Genomic DNA, 21,051 nt, shown 5'->3' on the forward strand with positions numbered 1-21,051 from the left:
GTAAAACATACTGGTATAATAAAGTTAAATAGTGGTATATATGTAAACCAAAAAGGCAGAGATGGGTTTTAAAGTGTAGATATGCCACAAGAAAAAGGAGGACACATAATATGTCTAATCAGAACACCCAAGATTTGAAACGCAAACTTGGATTAGGTGCAGTTATTGCACTTGGTGTTGGAACAACAGTAGGATCTGGTATTTTCTCATCCTTATCAGAAGTAGCTGGTGCAGCGGGAAGTAGTTTAACGCTAGTATTAGCATTTTTGATTGGTGGTTTGTTACAGATTCCAGCAAATTTTTGTTATGCAGAACTTGCATCGGCGTTTCCTGAAGATGGTGGACAATACGTCTATTTCCGTGAAGCTGGTTCTCGTCCGTTAGCTTTCCTATGCGGATGGATTAGCTTCTGGGCAACTGACCCTCCATCAATCTCAATTATGGCTTTAGCAATTGCAAACTACCTAGGATTCTTCTTGCCAGTTCATGGTCTAATTCTAAAATTAGTTGCAGTTGCATTAGTAATTGTATTCATGATTATCCATATTCGTAGTGTTGAAGGCGGAGGAAAATTCCAGACAATCATTACTGCATTAAAGATTCTTCCTTTTGCATTAATTATTGGAATTGGATTATTCAATATTAACTCTAATTTATTCTTATCAAGTAAACCATTAGAAGGTGCCGCAACAGGGTTTGCAGCATTGTTAGCAGGAATTTCTGCAACAACATGGTCTTATGATGGTATGGGTGCAGCTTGCTATATGTCTGGTGAAATAAAGGATCCAGGTAAGAACTTGCCAAAGGGATTAATTTTAACTGCTGTAATCGTACTTGCGTTATATGTTAGCTTAACAGTAGTCTCCTCTGGTTTATTATCAGTTGAGGAACTAGCTGCTTCAGAAGCGCCAATTGCTTTACTAGCATCTAAGATTCCATTAATTGGTAACGCAGCAGGTGTCGTTGTAGCTATTATGGCTATTATCGTTGTAATTGGGTCACTTTCAAGTTGTATTATGTTCCAACCTAGAATTGAATATGCAATGGCAAAAGATGGTTTATTCTTTAAACATTTTGCACAGGTACACCCAAAATATGAAACACCAGCATTCTCAATCGTTGTACAGTGTATCGTTGCTATTATCTTGATTTTTGCAACAAATTTATCTGATCTATTAGGCTACTTTACATTGGTTGCACTATTAAAGAATTTCTTAACATTTGGAACAATCTTCGTATTACGTAAAAAGGAACATTACAAACCAGTATACCGTATGCCGGGTGGAGTATTAATGCCAATCATTGCAATGTTTATGACAGGCACTCTCATTTGGTCAACATTCATCTGGGCTCCAATTCCTGGTTTGATTTGCGCAGGTTTAGCTGTAGGAACAGGATTGCCAGTTTATTATTTCTGGGAAAATCAAAACAAACAAAGAAAAAATGAGGCTGCTATATGAAATTAGCAGCAATTGGAAGTAACTGTGTTGACTATTATCAAAATATGAATGGGGGTACCGCCTTTCCTGGTGGTGGCCCCGTTAATATGGCTGTGTATACAGTACGATTAGGAGGAAAAGCCTCATATATTGGTCCCGTAGGAAATGATGAATTTGGACATGTAATGTACAATGCAATCAAAAGTAAAGGGGTTGATGTAAGTCACTTGCAATTTAAAGAAGGAAAAACAGCAGTTACACAGGTTGAACTTATTGATGGGGAACGAGTTTTTGGCGACTATGATGAAGGGGTTCTATCAGACTATCATTTGTCAGAAGATGATATTTCATTCATATGTAAACATGACATCGTAATATGCGATCTCTGGGGGAAGGTTGAAGGCTATTTTGAGGAGTTACACCGTAAAGGAATTCTAACAGCTTTTGATTGTGCAACAAGACCAGATGATGAAGCATGTAAAGTTGCAATTCCACATAGTGATTACGTATTCTTCTCTAATGATGAAAGTTCAATGGATCAGCTAAAAGAACAGATGAAGGAAATCTATAATAGAGGTCCTAAACTTGTTATAGCAATGCGTGGAGAAAAAGGTAGTCTGTGCTTTGATGGGATAGATTATCATGAAATGGGCATTGTTCATTGCGATGACGTGGTGGATACAATGGGGGCAGGAGATAGTTATATTGCAGGCTTCCTAAATGCAATCATACATGGTGAGTCTATTATTGAAAGTATGCATGCAGGTGCAGAAAATGCAACTGAAACAATAAAATATTTTGGAGCTTGGTAATGGCAGTTATCAGAATGACATTTTATTCCACTGCGTTAAAGGTGACAACAAACTGCAATATTTTAATGCCTGATAATTCAAATGATGTAACACCAATATGTAATGGTCAGTATAAAACCTTATATCTATTACATGGTTTATCCGGTAATGCTGAGGAGTGGCTGCGTTTTACAAAATTAGAATATTATGCAAAGAAGTTTGGCTATATCATCGTTTTGCCTGAGGTAGGTAGAAGTTTTTATACAAATATAGATGGGATTCAATACGCAACATATATTGCCGAAGAACTTCCTAATTATCTAAAGCAGTGGTTTAAGATACCTACACAAAAAGAAAATACTTTTATTGCAGGAGAAAGTATGGGTGGCTATGGAGCGCTAAAGATTGGTATGACTTATCCAAGTCAATACACATCAATTGCGGCTTTGTCTCCTGTGATTCATTTAGAAGAATTACGTTGCATGGTTGAGGATAAGATATTCGAAGAGATGGATACGACGGAAATAGATAGAATAATTAATCAAAAAGATTATTTTGATATTTATAAATATCTAGACCATGATTCAAATAGTATTTACCCATCTCTTATTCAGCTCTGTGGAACAGAGGATTTCTTGATTGAGAGCAATCGTAAGTTTTATGGATTTGCAAAGAATAAGATAGATATTACTTATCGAGAGTTAAGTGGTGATCATGAGTGGCCTGTATGGGATATTGCAATACAGAAAGCTCTACAATATTTTGAAAAATATGATATTGATCACTTTAAACTATATTGAGAAAGGGAGAGATTAGATATGATAACAACAAATTTATGGAAAGAAGACGAAGGTGCTAATCTCCGTAACTTTCATGAAAATGAAGATTTAAAAAGTGTAAATGGTGCTTTAGCACTACGAAAAGATATTGAAAAAATTATTGATCAAATTTGGAATGAAGGATTTGATAATATTTTCTATATTGGTATAGGAGGAACATATGCTTCCGCAATGCAGGTTGAAGTATATATGCGTGGTAGGAGCAAATTGCCTGTCTATGTAGAAAATGCAGCAGAATTTTTAACAACGGGGAATAAGCGGTTTACTAACAAGTCAATTGCAATTTTATCATCTGTATCTGGTAATACACTAGAAATGATTGAACTTGTAGATAAGGTACATGAAATTGGTGGAAAGGTATTTAGTTTTATTGATACCCCAAATACAGTTTTAACGCAGCCGGATAAACAAGATTACCTAATTTTATATCCGAAAAATGAGCAGTTAAAATTTTATATGACAGCAAATTATTTTATGTTTAAAAATGGTGAGTTTTCCGAATATGAAGACTATAACCAAAACATGGAAGAAAATTTGGCAAAGGTATTAGTTAATGTAGAAAAGCAAGTAGATGCATGGGCATATCACTATGCTAAACAAAAAGTAGAATTTTTGGATAAACATCCAGATTTACCACACTATTTTATAGGTGCAGGTAATCAGTATGGTGCAACATATTCCTATGCAATGTGCTATTGGGAAGAGCAAATGTGGATACGAACAAAGTCTATTAGTTCTCCTGAATTTTTTCACGGAATGCAAGAAATCATAGTAAAGGATACACCAATTACCTTATTCATTGGCGAAGATGAACAAAGACCATTATCAGAAAGAGTAGCAAGATTCTTACCTCAAGTAAATTCAAATTACATTATTATTGATACAAAAGAATTTGAATTGGGAGGAATTAAGCAAGAATATAGGGGCAGTATATCGCATCTTGTTATGCATGCAGTTAACAATCGTATAGATGCATATATGGAAAAGTTCTTAAGACATCCTTTAAGTATTAGAAGATATTACCGTCAGTTTGATTATTAACATAATTTTTGAGATAAACAATAAATATTATCGGTTTAACCGGTAATATTTATGTTTTATATCATATTTTTAATAGGTAGAGAAACATCAGTTTTCATAAAGAAAGATAGGAGAGAATTTTATGAAATTTGGGTTATTTACATGCGGATATCAAAGATTTGATATTGAAAAGGCATTTCAAGATGCACAGAGATTTGGATATGACTATATTGAATTATGGGGTGCAAGACCACATGCATATCCTTATGATCTTGAAATATGTGCAAATAGAATCAATGAATTAATAAAAAAATATAATATGCCTGTAACCGTATATACACCAGAATTAAACGCATATCCATTTAATTTGATGTGGGAAGATGAAAGCATGCGTGATAATTCTTTGGAATATGTATATAAATCTTTAGATTTTGCAAAAGCCATTGGGGCAGAATACACCTTAATCTCAGCTGGGCATGCTGGTTTTGAAGCTACTGAAGAAATAATAAAAGAACGTTTATATGATAGTTTAGAGAAGATAATAGCGTATGCAGAAAAAGTTGGTATAAAAATTGTGTATGAACCATTAACAATATATGAATCAAATGTAACAACTACATCCAATCAACTACTGGAATTATGCAATCACTTTAATTCTCCTTATTTCTTTGCAATGAATGATATTGTTGTACCGTATATACAAGGAGAAAATATTATTGCATTTAATAAAAAATTAGGAAGCAAATTAGTACATATGCATATTGTTGATAGTGACGGACAATCCGAAGATCATTATTGTCCGGGCTACGGTAATTTGCCGTTAAAGAATTTTATGCAAGAACTAAGTCAGAGTGGATATGATAGGACAGTAACAATTGAGTTAGTAACAAAATATCTAAATGAACCTAGTATTTACGCAAAACTAGCAATTGATAACTTAAAAGAAGGACTATAAATATGTGGATGAATGATTTATGGCACAAAGACAAAGTCATTATAGGGATGCTTCATCTAGACGCATTGCCTGGAGATCCAAGATATACTTCTAGTGATAGTCTAGATATAATTGTTGAACATGCAAGAATGGACCTAAAATCACTAATTGATGGTGGAATAGATGCAATATTAATATCAAATGAGTTTAGTTTTCCATATCAAAGAAAAATGGATTATGTTACTGTTGCATGTATGGCAAGAATTATTGGAGAACTGAAAAAAGATATTATAGTTCCTTTTGGAGTTGATGCTATATCTGACGGAACCGCGACATTGGAACTTGCTAGAGCTGTAGATGCTGATTTTTGTAGAGGTACGTTCTCGGGTGTGTATGTTGGGGATGGTGGCTTTTATAATAATGACATTTCTAAACTCTTAAGAAGAAAAACGGAACTACATTTAGCTAATCTAAAGATGCTTTATTTTATTAATCCAGAATCTGACAAGAATTTAGATACAAGAGAACTGGCTGAAATCGCAAAATCGACAGTGTTCAAAACTGGAGCAGATGGATTATGTATATCTGCTAGTGCGGCAGGACAAGATGTTAATGAAAATTTAATTCAATGCGTTAAAGATGCATGTCCAAATGTTGCAGTGTTAGCGAATACAGGATGTAGACCTGAAACAATAGAATCTAAATTAAAGTATGCAGATGCTGCAGTTGTTGGGACATATTTTAAGATAGACGGTAAATTACAAGATAGTAATGGAAATAATTTAAGAGTAGATGTAAATAGAGTTAAAGAATTTATGGATGTTGTTAATCGAATTAGAAAGGAATAATAAGATTATGGCATCAAAATATTTTGTTGGAATTGATGTAGGAACAAATGAGACAAAGGGTATTTTGATTGATGAACTGGGGCGTGAAGTTGTATCAGCATCTACAACACATGGTGTTGAGAATCCAAAACCAAATTATTTCGAGCACGATGCGGATAAAGTTTGGTATAAGGATGTTTGCATTATCTCTCAAAAACTAATAAATCAATCGCAAGTTGATCCTAAAGATATTAAGAGTATTGGAATTAGTGCACTGAGTTCAGATTGTCTACCTGTAGATATTGAAGGAAAACCATTACGCAAAGCAATTCTCTATGGAATTGATGCACGTGCAATATCCGAATGTCAAGAATTAACAGAGAAATGGGGAAGAGATAAAGTTATTGAACTTTTTGGAAGACCGTTAGGATCAAGTGATATCGCCCCAAAGATCTTGTGGATAAAAAATAATGAGCCGGATGTGTATAGAAAAACACATAAGTTTTTAACGGCCTCCTCTTACATAACTTTTAAACTAACGGGAAATTATACAATCGATAACTTCTTAGGCCTAGCAAGTTTTAATCCTCTGTATAGACGCGATGGCTCCATTAATGAGCAATATATAGATGGAATATGTACTGCAAGCCAGCTTGCAGTACTCAAAAAAACAACAGATATTGCTGGGTATATTACAGATGAAGCTTCGAAAGATACTGGATTGGCAATAGGAACAGCAGTTATTACTGGTGGAGATGATTCTGGAGCAGAGGCTATTAGTAGTGGTGTTATGACGCCTGGCGATATGTTAGTACAAATGGGTTCGACAGCATATATAATTTTATGTACGGATAAATTGTATGATGATAATCGCCTCTGGCGGGAAGAATTTATAGTTCCTAATACATATGATATATCTGCCGGAACAAATACATCAGGTGCTTTAACAAAATGGATTAGAGATACTTTCTATCCGGATAAAGTTCAAGAACAAAAACAAGGTGGTATTAATGCATACCAAGCTATGATGGAGGATTTAAAGGAAATTCCTATTGGCAGTGAAGGGTTGGTTGTATTACCTTATTTTGCTGGAGAGAGAACACCAATTAATGATGCGCATGCAAAAGGAATCATCTTTGGATTGAATCTAGCACATACTCGTAAACATATTATGAGGGCAGCATATGAATCTGTATGTTATTCGATTAAACATCACTTTGAAATATTTAAGGAGTTAGGGATTCCTATAAATCAGATTATGGTAACAGGTGGTGGCACAAAAAATGAAGTATGGATACAAATGTTATCTGATGTACTAGGAATCAAACTACAGACACCATCTGTGACTATCGGTGCAAGTTATGGTGATGCACTTATGGCCATGATAGGAGTTAAGCATATTAATGATTTTGCAGAAGCAAAAAAGCTAATTGAGACAGGCAAAGTATATTATCCAAATTTGGAAAACACCAAAAAATATGAACCTTATTATAGGATATACATTGAGCTGTATAAACAGAATAAGGAATTAATGACTATGATGGATGAAATAAATTAACTTACCTAAAAATCACACTTCGCATGAGGTGTGATTTTTTACGTTTTCTCTTTTTGATATTGAATATATGTATCTTACATTGTAAATTATGCATCTTAGCGAAAATGGCGAGACAGTATGAAATACTTGCGATAATATCACAGTAGAAAAGATACGAAAGGAGAATCGAAGATGAAAGTAAATGTAGAACTATCAAAAGAATTTTCCCCTCCACATGTAACGATTTATACGGATGCGATTACGGATGAAATACAGAGAGTTATTGATGTACTCGACTCTAAGGATATACCGCTAATCGTGCAGAGTGAAGATCGGATGATAGTCTTGAAGGCGGAAGAGATATATATGATACGCGTGGAGGGTGGAGATACTGTTATCTATACTGAAAACGAGAAGTATTATTCCCGAAGACGTTTGTATGAGATGCTTGAGCAGATCGGGACTTGCTTCATGCAAATATCGAAACAAACAGTCATTAATCTTTCTTGTATAAAAAGTATAGAGACAGGCTTTGGTGGCACTTTATTACTAAAGTTAAAGAATGGTTCTTCTGATTATGTATCAAGAAAGTATTTACCTGATCTAAAAAGATATCTAGGAATTTAAGGAGGCTAAACATGAAAACAAAGAAACAAACACTACTATTTAACATATTTGTATCAATGGGCGTTGCCGCAATAATATTTATTATCGTTGGAGTTATCATTGATCGTATCTTCCATGGAAATATCCAAATGACAAATTACGCATTTTCTAAGATGGCTATCGCAACAGTGGTAATTGGACTTGGCTTTGGGCTACCTGCAATAGTTTATGACAATGAGAAGTTATCTCTTTTTACACAGACAATTATTCATATGGGGACTGGTTGTATTATTATGACAGTTACAGCTTTCCTTGTAGGTTGGATTCCTATGCATCGTGGACCACTACTGATGATTGCGATACTTTTAGAAGAGATTGCACTTGCATTTGTTATTTGGTTTCTATTTTATCTACAACAAAAGAAACTGGTAAAACAGATGAATCAACGAGTGAAAGAAATAAATAAATTATGAATAGTTTAACGGTCTATCATAAGTAGGCCGTTATTTTTTTGGTTTGGGATGATAAATTATAATTAACGTATTAAGATAGAGAGGTGCTTTTAAGGAGATTTATTATGAAGTGGTATGAGAATGCGGTGTTCTATCATATTTATCCATTAGGATTAACAGATGCACCGAAGAATAATGATTATCAAATTACAGAACATCGTTTGAATCAATTGGGCCCTTGGATCAAACATATCAAGGAAATTGGCTGTAATGCGTTGTATATTGGACCATTATTTGAATCAGTTGGACATGGATATGAAACAACAGATTACTATAAGTTGGATTCTAGACTTGGTGATAATGAGGATCTAAAGAAGTTTGTAAAAGAGTGTCATCATCAAGGTATTCACGTAATCTTTGATGGTGTCTTTAATCATACGGGAAGAGATTTCTTTGCGTTTAAGGATATTCAACACAATCGTGAAAGCTCTCAATATAGAGATTGGTATTGTAATGTGAATTTCCAGGGGAATAATGAATATAATGATGGCTTCTCCTATGATAACTGGGGTGGTTATAACTTACTTGTAAAACTCAATCAACACAATCCTGCGGTTAGAAAATACCTATTGGATGTGGTGAAATATTGGGTGAGTGAGTTTGATGTGGATGGAATTCGATTAGATGCGGCAGATGTATTAGACTTTGGTTTTATGCATGAGTTACGTATGCTGGCAAATGAAATCAAGCCTGAATTCTGGTTGATGGGGGAAGTGATTCATGGCGACTATAGTCGTTGGGTAAATTCTGATATGTTACATTCTGTGACAAACTATCAATTATATAAAGCGTTATATTCTGGGCATAATGAACATAACTATTTTGAGATTGCCCATACAGTGCGTTATCTATTAGATAAAGGTAATCTACCATATCATCTTTATAACTTTGTGGATAATCATGATGTGGAACGTATTTATACAAGACTACTCAACAAACACGAATTTGTACCAGTACATATTTTGATGTATACACTACCGGGTATTCCTTCTGTTTATTATGGAAGTGAGTTTGGTATTGAAGGAAGAAAAGAGAAACATTCCGATGTGGTTTTACGTCCTGCAATTAACTTGGAAGATTATCCAAATGCACTAGATGAGAATGGCTGTACCAATATCATCGCAAGACTTGGTGAAATTCGACAGAAGAATTCTGTATTTTCAGATGGTATATATCAAGAACTACGATTAACAAATCGTCAGTATGCTTTCTCACGTACAAACGAGATAACACAGGCAATCGTTGTAGTGAATAACGATGAAGTAGATTCATCGTTAGATATTCCGGCAACTGGAACTTATACGGAACTGCTGAGTGGAGAAATTCAGAGTGTTGATGGAAATCTACATGTTCATCTGCATGCATGTTCAGGACAAATCTGGATGGAAGACTATGATGAAACAGTAACCAGGAAAAGAGAAGTTAAGATTCCGGAAATCAAGCAAGTTGCAGTAAAAGAGGAAACAATCAAGCAGGTAACTGTCGATCATAGTAAATCTTATGAAGAAATGAGTATTGAAGAACTACAAGCATGTGTTCTAGAAAAACTTGCGAAGAATGGTCCTGTAACAGAACAAATGAAACGTGATGTCGCAAATAATGTTTATCATGATTCATTGATTAACTGGGTAAAGAGCTTTCAAAATTAAAAATACCGCAGCTGCGGTATTTTTAATATTTAGGCTTTACGTTCATGCATTAGAATAAATGGAATCAATAGAACAGCACAAGAAATCCAGATAGTTGGATAACCTAACTGTTTGGATATTACACCACCAAGACCAGCACCAATTGCGAATATTACGATAATTCCGAAGTAATGCATGGATTGGTGAAAGTATGTTTTATCATTTGTACGAAAGAAAGCGGATAATCTTGCGGTGGCACTCTTGATATTACCGATGCACATGGTACTAGCATATGTGTTTCCGTTTACCTTACGGAAAGATTGTACTTGTAAGGCGCAAGAGAATGAAACAAGCATATTTGCGATATTGTTAAGACTACCAGGGATAAAACCAACAAGTAATAACGTGATAATCTCAATGAGTACAATAAATTGTCTCCAGTGAAGAGATTTCTTTTCTTTTAGTCGACCTTGTAGTTGTTCAGCGACAAATACACCGACGATAAAAGCGAAGATAGGCAATAGATAATTTAGGCTATGTGCGATATTGCCCTCCATCAAATTCTGCGTCATTAAGACTAGGTTACCGGTTTGTGCATTTGCGAATACATGGTCTCTAGTATTAAAAGTATAGGCATCTTGTAATCCGCCGCTAAAAGCGAGAAAAGTAGAAGTGATAAATGCATCTGACATTTGTTGTTCTTTCATGGTTCACCATCCTTAAATCATTCCTAGAAAGTTCAAGTCTTATATTAGGCTTAATTATTTATGAATACAAGTCTCTTAGATGGAATGTGAAGGAACCTATGTAAGAAATATGTAAAGGTGTTATGATAATACTGGTTATTATTTTTTACGCACATCATCGATTTCAGCCAAATTATTTTTAAAGTGGGTAAGGGAACATGAAAAAGAATAATTTATTTCAACGTTTTCGCTATTGGCTAGATAAGCGAATGGCAAGGGGTACGGGTAGTATGATTCGTGCTCTATTATTTGCGACTATTTTTATGATTTTGTTTTTGGCGAGTATTTTGATCTTATTTGGGGCAAGTGATGAATGCTCACCATTACATGCAATATGGGATAGTTTTGCGACCGCAATCAATGCGGAAATTCCTTCTTCTGGTGATGGCTCGCTACTTTTTATTATCATTAATGGAATTGCGGCAATCATTGGTCTTTTCTTTACGAGTATCTTGATTGGTATTATTACAACTGGTATAGAGACAAAACTACAGCGGCTTAGAAATGGTAATGCGGAAGTGTTGGAAAATAATCATACTTTGATACTTGGATGGAATGATACAACATTTGCGATACTTGCGGAGATTATGGAGTCTAATCTGAATCGAGAGATGCAAACAGTTGTGGTACTTGATGATGCATGTGAAAAGGCTGAGATGGATGATCAAGTGCATGCTTTTATCACTGAAAAAGATAAAGAGCGTGAAAGAATTGCAAAAAAGAATCATGAAGTATTTGTTCCTTATGCAAAGCATACACAGGTATTATGCCGTTACGGAACGACAGTACATTCTAGTAATTTAGAAAACTGTAATATTCAAAACTGTAAGTCAATTATTGTAAATGAAGATGATGACGATGAAACAATCAAAGTTATTCTTGCATGTAGTGGAATCATTCATGAGCTACGTATGAGTGGGGTAAAGGGAAAGAAACTTCCTTATATTACTGCTGTCATTCATGATAAGAAAAATATGAATACTGCAAGACTTGCGGGTGGAAAAGATTTGGAAGTAATCTGTTATCCGGAGCTAATGTCACGTATTATGGCAAACTCTAGTAGAGCTGCAGGATTATCACATGTATTCACTACCTTATTTAACTATGAAGGAAGTGACATCTACTATGTAGATAAGAATTCAATAAAACTATCTGGTAAAAGAGTAATTGACTCAGATGGAAGTAAGAAACATATAAATGATTTGACACTCTATGAGTTAAATCAGTATTTAACCAATGCGACTATTATTGGAGGCTCGCATGGTAAGATCAATAATAAAGTTGAGCAGGGACGACTCAATGGCAATCGTTGGGAGGGAATGGAATCATGTCTATTACCAACGATGAAGAGTAAGCTAGTCAAAGATGTAGATCACTTCTATGTATTACAGATGGATGATAATCCGATTGAAGTTACAAAAAAAACATGTACCGTTTCTTGCAAAGAGGTTAAAGAGAAAAACTTTAGTCCACACACAAGACCAGATGCGATTATCGGTGTAAGTACCTTATTAATACAAGTATTAAAGGAACTTGAAACATTCTTGCATGAAGATACGCCTGTATACATTCTTGAAACACAAGAGAAATTAGATACGTATCTAGCATATGAAGAGATACAAGAGGAAATCCAGAAGATTACAAATGTCCGTCTAGAGTGGATTCCATTGGATATTGACCACTATAATAGTTTATACGAATTTATGAGTGCACCAGAACATAGAGAAATTCGTAGCGCAATGATTCTTTCAGATAATATTTTTGTGGATGAGAATTTATCTAGACAGCAGCAGAAAGAGTACGCAGATAACCTTACAATCTCTCGTCTGTTATCCTTACGAAAGATACGAGCAGATTTATTGCCAGAGCTATTTATCACCTGCGAAATGAATTATGACGAAAACAAGAATCTTGCGGAACGTACAGGAGCAGAGGATTATATAGTGGGTAGTAATGTGGCTGCGTCTGTTATGACACAAATTTCTCAGGCAAGAGAATTGCATCGTATCTTCTATGAGATTTTAGATTGGAGTGGATCAGAAATCTATTTACACAAAGCATTTAAATATCTTGACGTTGAGAATCAGAAGAATATAAAAGAGAAGATTGACCTTCCAACGCTAGCTGCGAAGCTAGCACAACAGAATGCAGTATTTATCGGTTATTGTAAATATGGGCAAAATGGTAAATATCTAAAACCAAAACTAAATCCTCCAAAATGGAATCAAAATGGTACAGCAAGTGAAGTGACCTTTAGCAATCGTGACTACATCATCACAATCGCAAATCAAAATGAGTGATAATCTTAATCATGGCTAAACGTACAGCTTAGGATACGGTTACTATTTTAGAGTTTATCAATATGATACAATTTGTTGTATAAATAAATTATTGAGAGATACATTATGTATAATGCAAAAAATAGTCAAATTAAATTCTACGATGACACAATCAATTATGTTTCATTTGGTTATGGAAACAAGAATTTATTATTGATACCAGGTTTGAATACCGAGCGAATAAAAGGAAAAGCTTTACAACTTGCTTTTTACTATAGAAATTTTTTGAGAGATTATAAAGTTTTTATATTTGATCATAAAGAACATCTCAATGAGAATTATGAGATTAGCGATATGGTGGAAGAGATTGCTTATTGTATCAAAAAGTTGAATTTAGATAAAGTTGATGTTGTAGGGGTATCTCAAGGGGGAATGATTGCTCAACTATTAGCTATAAATTACCCTGACATTGTTAGAAAACTAGTTTTAGTGGCAACTACATCAAGAAATAATCCTACAACAAACAAGGTCGTAGATAGATGGATTGTTTTAGCTGAAAATGGTGAGTTACAAGAACTGCAAGAAAATATGCTTGAAACTGTTTATTCAAAAAGATATATAGCAAAAAATAAGTGGTTATCTATTTTAGTACAATTTCTATTTAAGCCAAGATTAGATCAGCTTAATAGATTTATTATTTTAGCTAGATCATGCTTGAAATTTAATACTTTTGATAAATTAGATAAAATTCAATCTAAAACTCTGGTTATAGGTGCTGCATTGGATCAAGTTATACCAGTAGAATTTTCTAATGAACTTGCTGAAAAAATTAATTGTCAGAAAATTATTTTTGAAAACTCTGGTCATGCAGTACATCAAGAAGTTTCTGATTTTAATAGAACAGTTTTAAATTTTTTGATAAGTAGTAATTAAGAATTTAACTTTTCACTTGCGCATGGCGTAGCATTCACTAACCCTTTGGGTGGAGTATATTGAAAACTATACTTGTAACCATTAAAATAGAAAGGCAGGAGGTAAATACGAATGCTAAATAAATTTCCAGAAAAATTAACACTTCTTCGAAAGCATTACGGTCTTTCACAGGGTGATGTCGCAACAAAAATCAATGTGAAATTTACCGATTATATGAACTGGGAAAATGGCAACAGTATCCCATCAATATCAAATATTCGTAAGTTATCAGTATTATTTGGTGTTCCGGTTGAAACATTTATCGATAATCGAAAGGTAATTGAATTACCTGAGGTAAAGGTGGTGCCACAAGTACAACCGCAACAACCAACAATCGAACAAAAGCCAGATGAAACAGTTAAAGCTGATACAATCCATACGCAAAGAGTCAATTCTGTTAAAAATGACTTAGGCAGTACACGTGTAATGGATGCAGGTAAAATCAAGACAGCCGCTAAGGTAACAGAACCAAAGGAAACTAAGAAAGAAGATAACCAAAAGAATCGCAAGAAGATTTCTTATGCCATTATGGCGGGATGCTTGGTTGCGGTAGTGGTGGTTATCGCAATTATCCTTCGTTTTACAACCGGTGGAAAGTCAGGCTTTACAGTTGAAACTTCAGAGTTAAACCGTATAGCGGAAGGTGATACCTTTACATTATTTATTGATAAGAATAATTCTTTAGAAGTCTATGGTGATTTCCAATATAAGAATGAATTCCAGGATGTTGTACAGGTCAGTGCTTATGGAAGTCATGCGGTTGGCCTTAAGAAAGACGGTACAGTCGTAACAACCGATAAGAATGAGGAAGTTGCGAAGTGGAAGAATATCAAAGCTATCGCTGCTGGCAAAGACCATACGGTTGGTCTAACAAATGATGGTAAGGTTGTTTGTGCAGGTAGTGATCTTGCATGTCAGGTCAGTGATTGGTCAGATGTGGATAGTATTTACGCTGGCGATGATGTGACATTTGCGATTGTAAATGGACAGGTAAAAGTATCTGGTAATTCTGCAAACTTCAGTGCAGTTAGTGATGCGAAGAAGTTAGCTGTTGGATATTCACAAGTACTAGTATTAAAGAAAGATGGCAGTGTATCTGCTGTATCCCTAAAGGGAAACAGTACAAGTGATGTGTCTAGTTGGACAAAGATTTCATCCATTGCAGTTGGTAAAAACTATGTAGTTGGTGTACATGAAGATGGTACGGTGAGTGTTGTTTCAGATGATAAAGATTTAAAGGAAGCTGTTGAAACTTGGACAGATGTGAAGTATATCGCAGCCTACGACGATACACTCGTTGCGTTCAATCGTTCTGGTAAGATGTATGGTTATGGTGATAACTCTAGTAACCAGTATGATAATTCGCTCAAGTCAGATGCTAAGAAACTATCACAAGTGAAGAACATTACATTCACAGTTACAACAGCAAACGTAAATATTGCTTGGGATCCAGTTGAAAATGCGGATTACTATGAATTAACAGTTAATACAAATCCAATTACTGAACATAAGAATATTATTTCTAATAGTGATAGTATCGCATCCTCATCTTTAAAGGATGGAGAGACATATGTTGTAACAATCACGGCACATTCTAAGAAGGAAGATAAGTATAAGACAAGTGAGAAGACATCTATCAACTTTGCCTATAATGCAAAGACAGTACAGCTCAACTCACCAACAGATATTACTGCGACAGGATTGCAGAATGCATGGCACTTTGCGTGGTCACCAGTAGAGAATGCGGATAAGTATAATATCTCAATCGATGGAACAGTAGCGGCATCAAATGTTGATGGAACATCCGTTACAATTGATGGTATCTCATTTGCGGAAGGCTCCGAGCATGAGATTAGTATTACAGCACTCTCATCTAACCCTGCATACACTGAAAGTGTGCCAACGAAGGCAAAGATGAAGTATACTATCAGCAAAGGTAAGATTAAGGTTAATCTTGAAAAGCCAGATGGTAGTGGCGTTGGTTCTAAGACATATGAACTCAATGTAGGTTCATACTATGTTCAAAATATTATCAAACCTAGTGATATTCCAAATGGATATAAACTACCGCAAGAACCAGTTTCTGCGGAAGTTATGAATGGTCAGACGACAGAAGTAACGATTAAATTAGAAGCAAACTAAGGCAAGGAGAAACACATGGACAGACTTTGGTATTATACAAAACGAGGTAGCACAGAAAAATTTGGCCCATTTACAGACGCTGAATTAGTGCAGTTCATCAAACAAGAAATTCTTTGCAAGGATGATTATATCTGGATGCCTGATTTGAAGAATTGGTTGGAAATATCAAATTCAATCTATGCAATCTATTTACCAGCTTCAGATACAACAGTAGAAATATAAAGAAAAGAATGTGTTTGTAGGAAAGCCCTATAAATACATTCTTTTTGTATACATGCATTATTTTCTACGAATGCTTTGAAGTGTTGTTGTACCAATGATTGTACCAAGACTAAGTGCGACAAGAGATAGAATACAATCAAATGCTTGTACTTCTGCTAGTCGGATATTGCCAGTTACTAGTGATGCGATCATATAGTGGAACATGTCTCCGGGAATCAATGGAATAATGGATGGGTAGATAAAGTAAGCAGTAGGAACCTGAAGCTTACGAGACATAAATTCACCGTAAAGTGAAGCAGCAAGTGCAGAAATTAAAATGATGATAAAGCGATTATCCAGAAAACTAGAAAGTGAGATATTTACTAAACGCACTAAGAATCCACCAAGACCTGCATATAGTAATTTATCTTTGCTGTGAATCCCAAAGGTAACACTAAAAGCTAGTGAAGCAATAAAGGAAAATAGTAGAATCAATATGTTGTTTACCATGCGCCTGTACCTCCCATTAGAATTACAGCAAAGTACATGCCAGCTGCTAGAGAGGCACTTTCTAAGAATACATTTAGTAATTGTAGGATACCATTGAACTCATGGCCACAGATTAAATTACGAAATGCATTGACTAAAGGGATACCTGGAATCATGAGTAAGCTGATAGAAATCAAAGTCCACTGTGTATCTGCAATCAATCCTACTCTAACTAATAGAAAGGATAGAATTGTGCCTAAGAACATACTAATAATATTGTTAATAATCTTATCAGTACGTAATTTAGAAAGGCCAAGGTTTATCCAGTATAGACAAAATGAAACAAGTGCAGTCGCTATCATATCAGTTGGTTTGCCACCTAGAATAAAACAAACACAAGTGATGGCAAGTACTTGGCATAATAGAGTTGTTGCAACACTATACTTCTTTACGTTTTGAACTTGGGCTAGTATATTCTGCAGTTGTTCAGTAGGGATAGGGTGATTACTAACTTGGTGCATAATATTGTTTAAAATGCGTAACTTTTCCAAGTTGATAGATATTGTAGAAATATCTAACTGCTTCATATATGTATTTCCATCAGTACCACGGAAACAAATACTTACATACTGATGTGTCATAACAGTGCTAAGTTCAGTTAACTGATATGCATGTGCATTCTTTTCGATGGCATACTCTACATGTTCAAGGGTTGAACCGTTCGATAGTAGTGCATGTGCTAGTTTTGTCAGATAATTTAATATCTGTTCCATTTCTAAACGAGTATTCATCATGTTCTCCTTATTTGGCTTTTAGTATAAATTCAACATTCACTTATTAGCAAGAGGAAGTTTAGAGATAGTAATTTCATAGTTATTGTTCGAACGATGTTATAGTAAAACGGGGTGATAAATATGAAAGAAAAAGTTGGTTCAGTTTATTCAATTGCACAAGATAATCCACGGGTGACAAGCTGTACTGTCTCAAAAGAAGTAATGAGTCAGGTCAGTTATTACTCACTTGCGGAGAATACAGATATCAGTGCAGAAATCTACCCATATTACAAATTGATCTATGTTCATACAGGAAGAGCAATCGTCTATACAAACGACGATGAGAAAGCTGTTAATGTCGGTGAAGCAATTATCGCACATATTAATATCCCTGTAGGAATCAAAACAGATCAAGGAACCATTTATACTGAAATCATGATAGGAGAAAATAGTATGATGAACAGCGCAGTAAAACCAGGTGAAGTATTTGGCTTAAAGGATTTAGTACCATATCAAGACGGTAAGATTGTAAACATGGATGTTGCACACAACGAAAAGATGAAGTTTGTTGTGATGGCATTCGATGCAGGAACAGGCTTATCTGAACATGCAGCACCAGGCGAAGCGCTAGTATTTGCGTTAGACGGTAGTGCAACAATTATCTATGAAGGTGTAGCACATGAAATTCATGCTGGCGAACAATTCTGCTTTGCAAAGGGTGGCTTACACGCAGTAAAAGCAAACGAAAAGTTCAAGATGGCTTTATTATTAACTTTATAAGAATAGTAAAATGTCTCTGTGATAGAGGCATTTTTATTTTTGAAAAAAAGAAAACTGTACTTTCTATTATAGAAATACAGAAAGTACAGTGAGGAAGAAACCTACAAATATAAACCAACCTAATAGATAACTCTTAAGATAATGCTTGCATAATGCAACATATTCACGAATCATTGCGCTAGGCCAGAAGTAGAGTGCAATAGGAGCGCCGATACCAATTGCTGGAATATCTAATGATCGACAAAGGAGTAATGCACGATAGACGTGAAAGTTGGAAGTGACTACCGCAATACGCATTCGACCACCTCTACGCTTGATAATTTCATAGGAATTACGCATGTTTTCAAATGTATTAACACTCTTATCTTCCATGATAATTTGATGATTCTTAATCCCTTTATCAATTAGGTATGTACGCATGGCTTCCGCTTCAGATACTTTTTCATCAGAACCTTGGCCACCAGAAACAACGATATAACAAGATGATACTGATTTGTTAAATACACGAATTGCTTTATCAAGACGATTGGCAAGCAGTTTTGTTGGTGTTAAACCATCAATTAATCCAGCACCTAATACAACAATGTAGTCAAAATCAACATGTCTTGGGAGTACTTGGATGAATATGGAATAGAACATAAATGCGACGAATACAAGTGAGATATATAAGACACTAAATCCAAATCCCATTTTAAGCAGAGTTGGAAAATCTTGTATTAGATGAATCGAATGATCTATATAGTTGTTAACAGCCACTATCATTGAAGTTATGAAATAAAATTCGCCAACTAAGATAAAGATTCCAAACGCTATGGATAGGAAACTTGTAATATGAAACCCTTCCTTAAGAAGCATCTGTACACTATTTACCATCAATAAGAATGGAATGATAAATATCAAGAACATAAAGGTGGTGACAAATATACTTGAATATATAGTCGCAATCCTGGATATACCTGAATACTGCACAGAGAAAACAAAGAGTGCAAATAGTAGGATTAATAAAAATACTGCATTTCGAAAACGTCTAGAATCCTTGAAAAAGGAGTATAAGAATATCGCTAGTGATATGATCACCATAAATTCTGGTGTAAGAATATAATTCATGAATGTAAACATAGCAAAATAGTAACATGAATATGTTTCTGAGAGTATAAGAATCATAGTGATATAAAACAAATAGTTCTCATACTTGTATTGTAAAGTTTAATTGGATAGGAATATAATCTACTCGTAAGGTGTAATGATTTTAAATTGAGTACATTGTTTATATTTCATTTATTTGTATTTATGAAAGTGAATACATATAAATATGTTGGAACAATGAGTTTAATTTAATCTAATTAGGTCTACAGTTTTTGTGTTAGATATTGATGATTGCACCTTCATATCATTTTGAAAAGGAAGAGATAGGAGGTTTTTTGTGTTTGATCAAGAAAGAATCAACGATATCCAAAACATGATTGGATATACATTTAAGAATCAAGAATTACTAGAGCAGGCTTTTACTCGTCGTTCTTACAGCATGGAAAATGGCGGCGAAGACAATGAAGTCTTAGAATTCATTGGTGATTCAGCCTTAAACATGGTAATGGTGAAAATCCTTAGTGAAGAATTTGGGTATTTCAACAAGATTGAGAAAAGAATTGCTTACTATTATTCGACTAAAGTCTATGACGGTACTTTCTCGTCTAATAAGGATGAAGGTGAATTGACAGAAATTAAGAAAAGACTTGTTAGGAAATCAACACTATCCAATGCCATTGATAATCTTGAACTACAGTACTACTTAGTCATGGGAAAAGGTGACAGAAAGAGACATGTTGAAAGATCTAACTCAACAAAAGAAGACCTTTTTGAAGCAATCATCGGTGCTATCGCGCTTGATTCAGAATGGAATATTAGTACAATTCAAGAAGTTGTGACAAATATGATTGATATAGATGAGATGCTGGGTGCTGATGAAGATAGTTATATATCGGATATCCAAAAGTGGTCATTAAAGCATTACGATGTATTGCCTGATTATTCGGTTTGTAAATATTTACCAAACGAAATGAATGTTGGGGCTCCAGAGTGGGCTAAACCAATGTGGTCTCTTATAAATCAATTTAAACGAGGAGTATTTGATTCAAATACAAGATATGCAAGTTTACTTGCATTAGAGGATGTTCCATGTTGGTTTATTGGTTATGGACACTCTAAAAATCAAGCAAAAGAAGAAGCTTCTAGACTTGCATATGAATATTTAGATGACCAGAATCGTTTGTGGACAATTCAAGATGAAATTGAGAACCCATGTAAGAAAATGGCTATTAATCAACTGGAGACACTTGCTAGAAGAGGTTATTTTTCTCTTCCAACATATAATTATTATGAAGATTATGATGAGGACGGAAATCCTATTTGGAGATGTGAATGTCATATAGAAGAAGAGGATATTTATTATTGGGCAACATCATCCTCGAAAAAGGATGCGAAAAAAGATGCAGCATGGGGAATGCTAAAACATGTATTGGACATGGAGGAGAACTAA

The 21,051-nt window shown here is 34.7% G+C and carries 20 protein-coding genes; 16 read left to right on the forward strand and 4 right to left on the reverse strand.

Annotated elements, in window-relative coordinates; all coding sequences use genetic code 11:
• Nucleotides 1-110: 110 nt before the first annotated feature.
• The 10 genes from RWM19_RS02075 (at nucleotide 111) to RWM19_RS02120 (ending at nucleotide 10,154) form a co-directional block, all read left to right on the forward strand.
• Complete coding sequence (locus RWM19_RS02075; protein WP_313983095.1) at nucleotides 111-1,460, forward strand: amino acid permease; 1,350 nt, start codon at nucleotides 111-113, stop codon at nucleotides 1,458-1,460.
• Nucleotides 1,457-2,251: a fructoselysine 6-kinase gene (gene frlD, locus RWM19_RS02080; RefSeq protein WP_313983097.1), complete on the forward strand. Its 795-nt coding sequence runs from the start codon at nucleotides 1,457-1,459 to the stop codon at nucleotides 2,249-2,251. The genes RWM19_RS02075 and frlD overlap by 4 nt, the downstream gene beginning before the upstream one ends.
• A complete protein-coding gene (locus RWM19_RS02085; RefSeq protein ID WP_313983099.1) occupies nucleotides 2,251-3,030 on the forward strand; it encodes an alpha/beta hydrolase family protein in 780 nt (259 codons plus the stop codon). Before frlD ends, RWM19_RS02085 begins: the two co-directional genes overlap by 1 nt.
• A gap of 18 nt (nucleotides 3,031-3,048) precedes the next feature.
• Nucleotides 3,049-4,110: an SIS domain-containing protein gene (locus RWM19_RS02090; protein WP_313983101.1), complete on the forward strand. Its 1,062-nt coding sequence runs from the start codon at nucleotides 3,049-3,051 to the stop codon at nucleotides 4,108-4,110.
• Between the two features lie 121 nt (nucleotides 4,111-4,231).
• Nucleotides 4,232-5,044 (forward strand): fructoselysine 3-epimerase, encoded by an 813-nt coding sequence (gene frlC / locus RWM19_RS02095; RefSeq protein WP_313983103.1) that lies wholly within the window; start codon nucleotides 4,232-4,234, stop codon nucleotides 5,042-5,044.
• A 2-nt stretch (nucleotides 5,045-5,046) separates the two neighbouring features.
• Entirely contained in the window at nucleotides 5,047-5,871 is an 825-nt protein-coding gene (locus RWM19_RS02100; RefSeq protein ID WP_313983105.1) for a BtpA/SgcQ family protein, read from the forward strand.
• 7 nt (nucleotides 5,872-5,878) lie between these two features.
• Nucleotides 5,879-7,408: an FGGY-family carbohydrate kinase gene (locus tag RWM19_RS02105; protein ID WP_313983107.1), complete on the forward strand. Its 1,530-nt coding sequence runs from the start codon at nucleotides 5,879-5,881 to the stop codon at nucleotides 7,406-7,408.
• A 171-nt stretch (nucleotides 7,409-7,579) separates the two neighbouring features.
• Entirely contained in the window at nucleotides 7,580-8,014 is a 435-nt protein-coding gene (locus RWM19_RS02110; RefSeq protein ID WP_313983109.1) for a LytTR family DNA-binding domain-containing protein, read from the forward strand.
• An 11-nt stretch (nucleotides 8,015-8,025) separates the two neighbouring features.
• Nucleotides 8,026-8,466: a DUF3021 domain-containing protein gene (locus tag RWM19_RS02115; protein WP_294020479.1), complete on the forward strand. Its 441-nt coding sequence runs from the start codon at nucleotides 8,026-8,028 to the stop codon at nucleotides 8,464-8,466.
• Nucleotides 8,467-8,570: 104 nt separating this feature from the next.
• A complete protein-coding gene (locus RWM19_RS02120; protein WP_313983112.1) occupies nucleotides 8,571-10,154 on the forward strand; it encodes an alpha-amylase family glycosyl hydrolase in 1,584 nt (527 codons plus the stop codon).
• Nucleotides 10,155-10,183: 29 nt separating this feature from the next.
• Here RWM19_RS02120 and RWM19_RS02125 read toward each other — a convergent pair whose 3' ends face one another.
• Nucleotides 10,184-10,840 (reverse strand): YoaK family protein, encoded by a 657-nt coding sequence (locus tag RWM19_RS02125; RefSeq protein WP_313983114.1) that lies wholly within the window; start codon nucleotides 10,838-10,840, stop codon nucleotides 10,184-10,186.
• 197 nt (nucleotides 10,841-11,037) lie between these two features.
• On the opposite strand from RWM19_RS02125, the gene RWM19_RS02130 reads away from it, so the two are divergent.
• From RWM19_RS02130 to RWM19_RS02145, 4 genes are all read left to right on the forward strand, one after another.
• Nucleotides 11,038-13,179, forward strand: a complete 2,142-nt coding sequence (locus RWM19_RS02130; protein WP_313983116.1) for a hypothetical protein — start codon at nucleotides 11,038-11,040, stop codon at nucleotides 13,177-13,179.
• Between the two features lie 105 nt (nucleotides 13,180-13,284).
• Complete coding sequence (locus RWM19_RS02135) at nucleotides 13,285-14,091, forward strand: alpha/beta hydrolase (protein ID WP_313983117.1); 807 nt, start codon at nucleotides 13,285-13,287, stop codon at nucleotides 14,089-14,091.
• Between the two features lie 111 nt (nucleotides 14,092-14,202).
• Entirely contained in the window at nucleotides 14,203-16,272 is a 2,070-nt protein-coding gene (locus tag RWM19_RS02140) for a helix-turn-helix domain-containing protein (protein ID WP_313983118.1), read from the forward strand.
• A gap of 15 nt (nucleotides 16,273-16,287) precedes the next feature.
• Nucleotides 16,288-16,494: a DUF4339 domain-containing protein gene (locus RWM19_RS02145; protein WP_006525750.1), complete on the forward strand. Its 207-nt coding sequence runs from the start codon at nucleotides 16,288-16,290 to the stop codon at nucleotides 16,492-16,494.
• Nucleotides 16,495-16,551: 57 nt separating this feature from the next.
• Here RWM19_RS02145 and RWM19_RS02150 read toward each other — a convergent pair whose 3' ends face one another.
• Nucleotides 16,552-16,983: a threonine/serine exporter family protein gene (locus tag RWM19_RS02150; protein ID WP_313983121.1), complete on the reverse strand. Its 432-nt coding sequence runs from the start codon at nucleotides 16,981-16,983 to the stop codon at nucleotides 16,552-16,554.
• Nucleotides 16,977-17,756: a threonine/serine exporter family protein gene (locus RWM19_RS02155; protein ID WP_313983123.1), complete on the reverse strand. Its 780-nt coding sequence runs from the start codon at nucleotides 17,754-17,756 to the stop codon at nucleotides 16,977-16,979. Before RWM19_RS02155 ends, RWM19_RS02150 begins: the two co-directional genes overlap by 7 nt.
• A gap of 120 nt (nucleotides 17,757-17,876) precedes the next feature.
• Between RWM19_RS02155 and RWM19_RS02160 the strand changes: the two genes are divergently transcribed.
• A complete protein-coding gene (locus tag RWM19_RS02160) occupies nucleotides 17,877-18,515 on the forward strand; it encodes a cupin domain-containing protein (RefSeq protein WP_313983125.1) in 639 nt (212 codons plus the stop codon).
• A gap of 66 nt (nucleotides 18,516-18,581) precedes the next feature.
• Here the strand turns inward: RWM19_RS02160 and RWM19_RS02165 are convergent, their stop codons facing one another.
• Nucleotides 18,582-19,421: a YdcF family protein gene (locus RWM19_RS02165; RefSeq protein ID WP_313983127.1), complete on the reverse strand. Its 840-nt coding sequence runs from the start codon at nucleotides 19,419-19,421 to the stop codon at nucleotides 18,582-18,584.
• Nucleotides 19,422-19,938: 517 nt separating this feature from the next.
• On the opposite strand from RWM19_RS02165, the gene RWM19_RS02170 reads away from it, so the two are divergent.
• Nucleotides 19,939-21,051 carry a ribonuclease III domain-containing protein gene (locus tag RWM19_RS02170; RefSeq protein WP_313983129.1) on the forward strand — a complete coding sequence of 371 codons (1,113 nt, stop codon included), beginning with the start codon at nucleotides 19,939-19,941 and terminating at the stop codon, nucleotides 21,049-21,051.

The sequence above is a fragment of the uncultured Solobacterium sp. genome, assembly GCF_963517755.1.
Taxonomy (GTDB): Bacteria; Bacillota_I; Bacilli_A; order Erysipelotrichales; family Erysipelotrichaceae; genus Bulleidia.

What these genes read in the sequence shown, in the direction of transcription:
- RWM19_RS02120 (WP_313983112.1), top strand. Translation starts at nt 8,571, where the DNA reads ATGAAGTGGTATGAGAATGCGGTGTTCTATCATATTTATCCATTAGGA.
- RWM19_RS02135 (WP_313983117.1), top strand. Translation starts at nt 13,285, where the DNA reads ATGTATAATGCAAAAAATAGTCAAATTAAATTCTACGATGACACAATC.
- RWM19_RS02085 (WP_313983099.1), top strand. Translation starts at nt 2,251, where the DNA reads ATGGCAGTTATCAGAATGACATTTTATTCCACTGCGTTAAAGGTGACA.
- frlC (WP_313983103.1), top strand. Translation starts at nt 4,232, where the DNA reads ATGAAATTTGGGTTATTTACATGCGGATATCAAAGATTTGATATTGAA.
- RWM19_RS02110 (WP_313983109.1), top strand. Translation starts at nt 7,580, where the DNA reads ATGAAAGTAAATGTAGAACTATCAAAAGAATTTTCCCCTCCACATGTA.
- RWM19_RS02075 (WP_313983095.1), top strand. Translation starts at nt 111, where the DNA reads ATGTCTAATCAGAACACCCAAGATTTGAAACGCAAACTTGGATTAGGT.
- RWM19_RS02130 (WP_313983116.1), top strand. Translation starts at nt 11,038, where the DNA reads ATGAAAAAGAATAATTTATTTCAACGTTTTCGCTATTGGCTAGATAAG.
- RWM19_RS02115 (WP_294020479.1), top strand. Translation starts at nt 8,026, where the DNA reads ATGAAAACAAAGAAACAAACACTACTATTTAACATATTTGTATCAATG.
- RWM19_RS02145 (WP_006525750.1), top strand. Translation starts at nt 16,288, where the DNA reads ATGGACAGACTTTGGTATTATACAAAACGAGGTAGCACAGAAAAATTT.
- RWM19_RS02105 (WP_313983107.1), top strand. Translation starts at nt 5,879, where the DNA reads ATGGCATCAAAATATTTTGTTGGAATTGATGTAGGAACAAATGAGACA.
- RWM19_RS02125 (WP_313983114.1), bottom strand. Translation starts at nt 10,840, where the DNA reads ATGAAAGAACAACAAATGTCAGATGCATTTATCACTTCTACTTTTCTC.
- RWM19_RS02165 (WP_313983127.1), bottom strand. Translation starts at nt 19,421, where the DNA reads ATGTTCTTGATATTTATCATTCCATTCTTATTGATGGTAAATAGTGTA.
- RWM19_RS02090 (WP_313983101.1), top strand. Translation starts at nt 3,049, where the DNA reads ATGATAACAACAAATTTATGGAAAGAAGACGAAGGTGCTAATCTCCGT.
- RWM19_RS02155 (WP_313983123.1), bottom strand. Translation starts at nt 17,756, where the DNA reads ATGATGAATACTCGTTTAGAAATGGAACAGATATTAAATTATCTGACA.
- RWM19_RS02140 (WP_313983118.1), top strand. Translation starts at nt 14,203, where the DNA reads ATGCTAAATAAATTTCCAGAAAAATTAACACTTCTTCGAAAGCATTAC.
- RWM19_RS02100 (WP_313983105.1), top strand. Translation starts at nt 5,047, where the DNA reads ATGTGGATGAATGATTTATGGCACAAAGACAAAGTCATTATAGGGATG.
- RWM19_RS02160 (WP_313983125.1), top strand. Translation starts at nt 17,877, where the DNA reads ATGAAAGAAAAAGTTGGTTCAGTTTATTCAATTGCACAAGATAATCCA.
- RWM19_RS02150 (WP_313983121.1), bottom strand. Translation starts at nt 16,983, where the DNA reads ATGGTAAACAACATATTGATTCTACTATTTTCCTTTATTGCTTCACTA.
- frlD (WP_313983097.1), top strand. Translation starts at nt 1,457, where the DNA reads ATGAAATTAGCAGCAATTGGAAGTAACTGTGTTGACTATTATCAAAAT.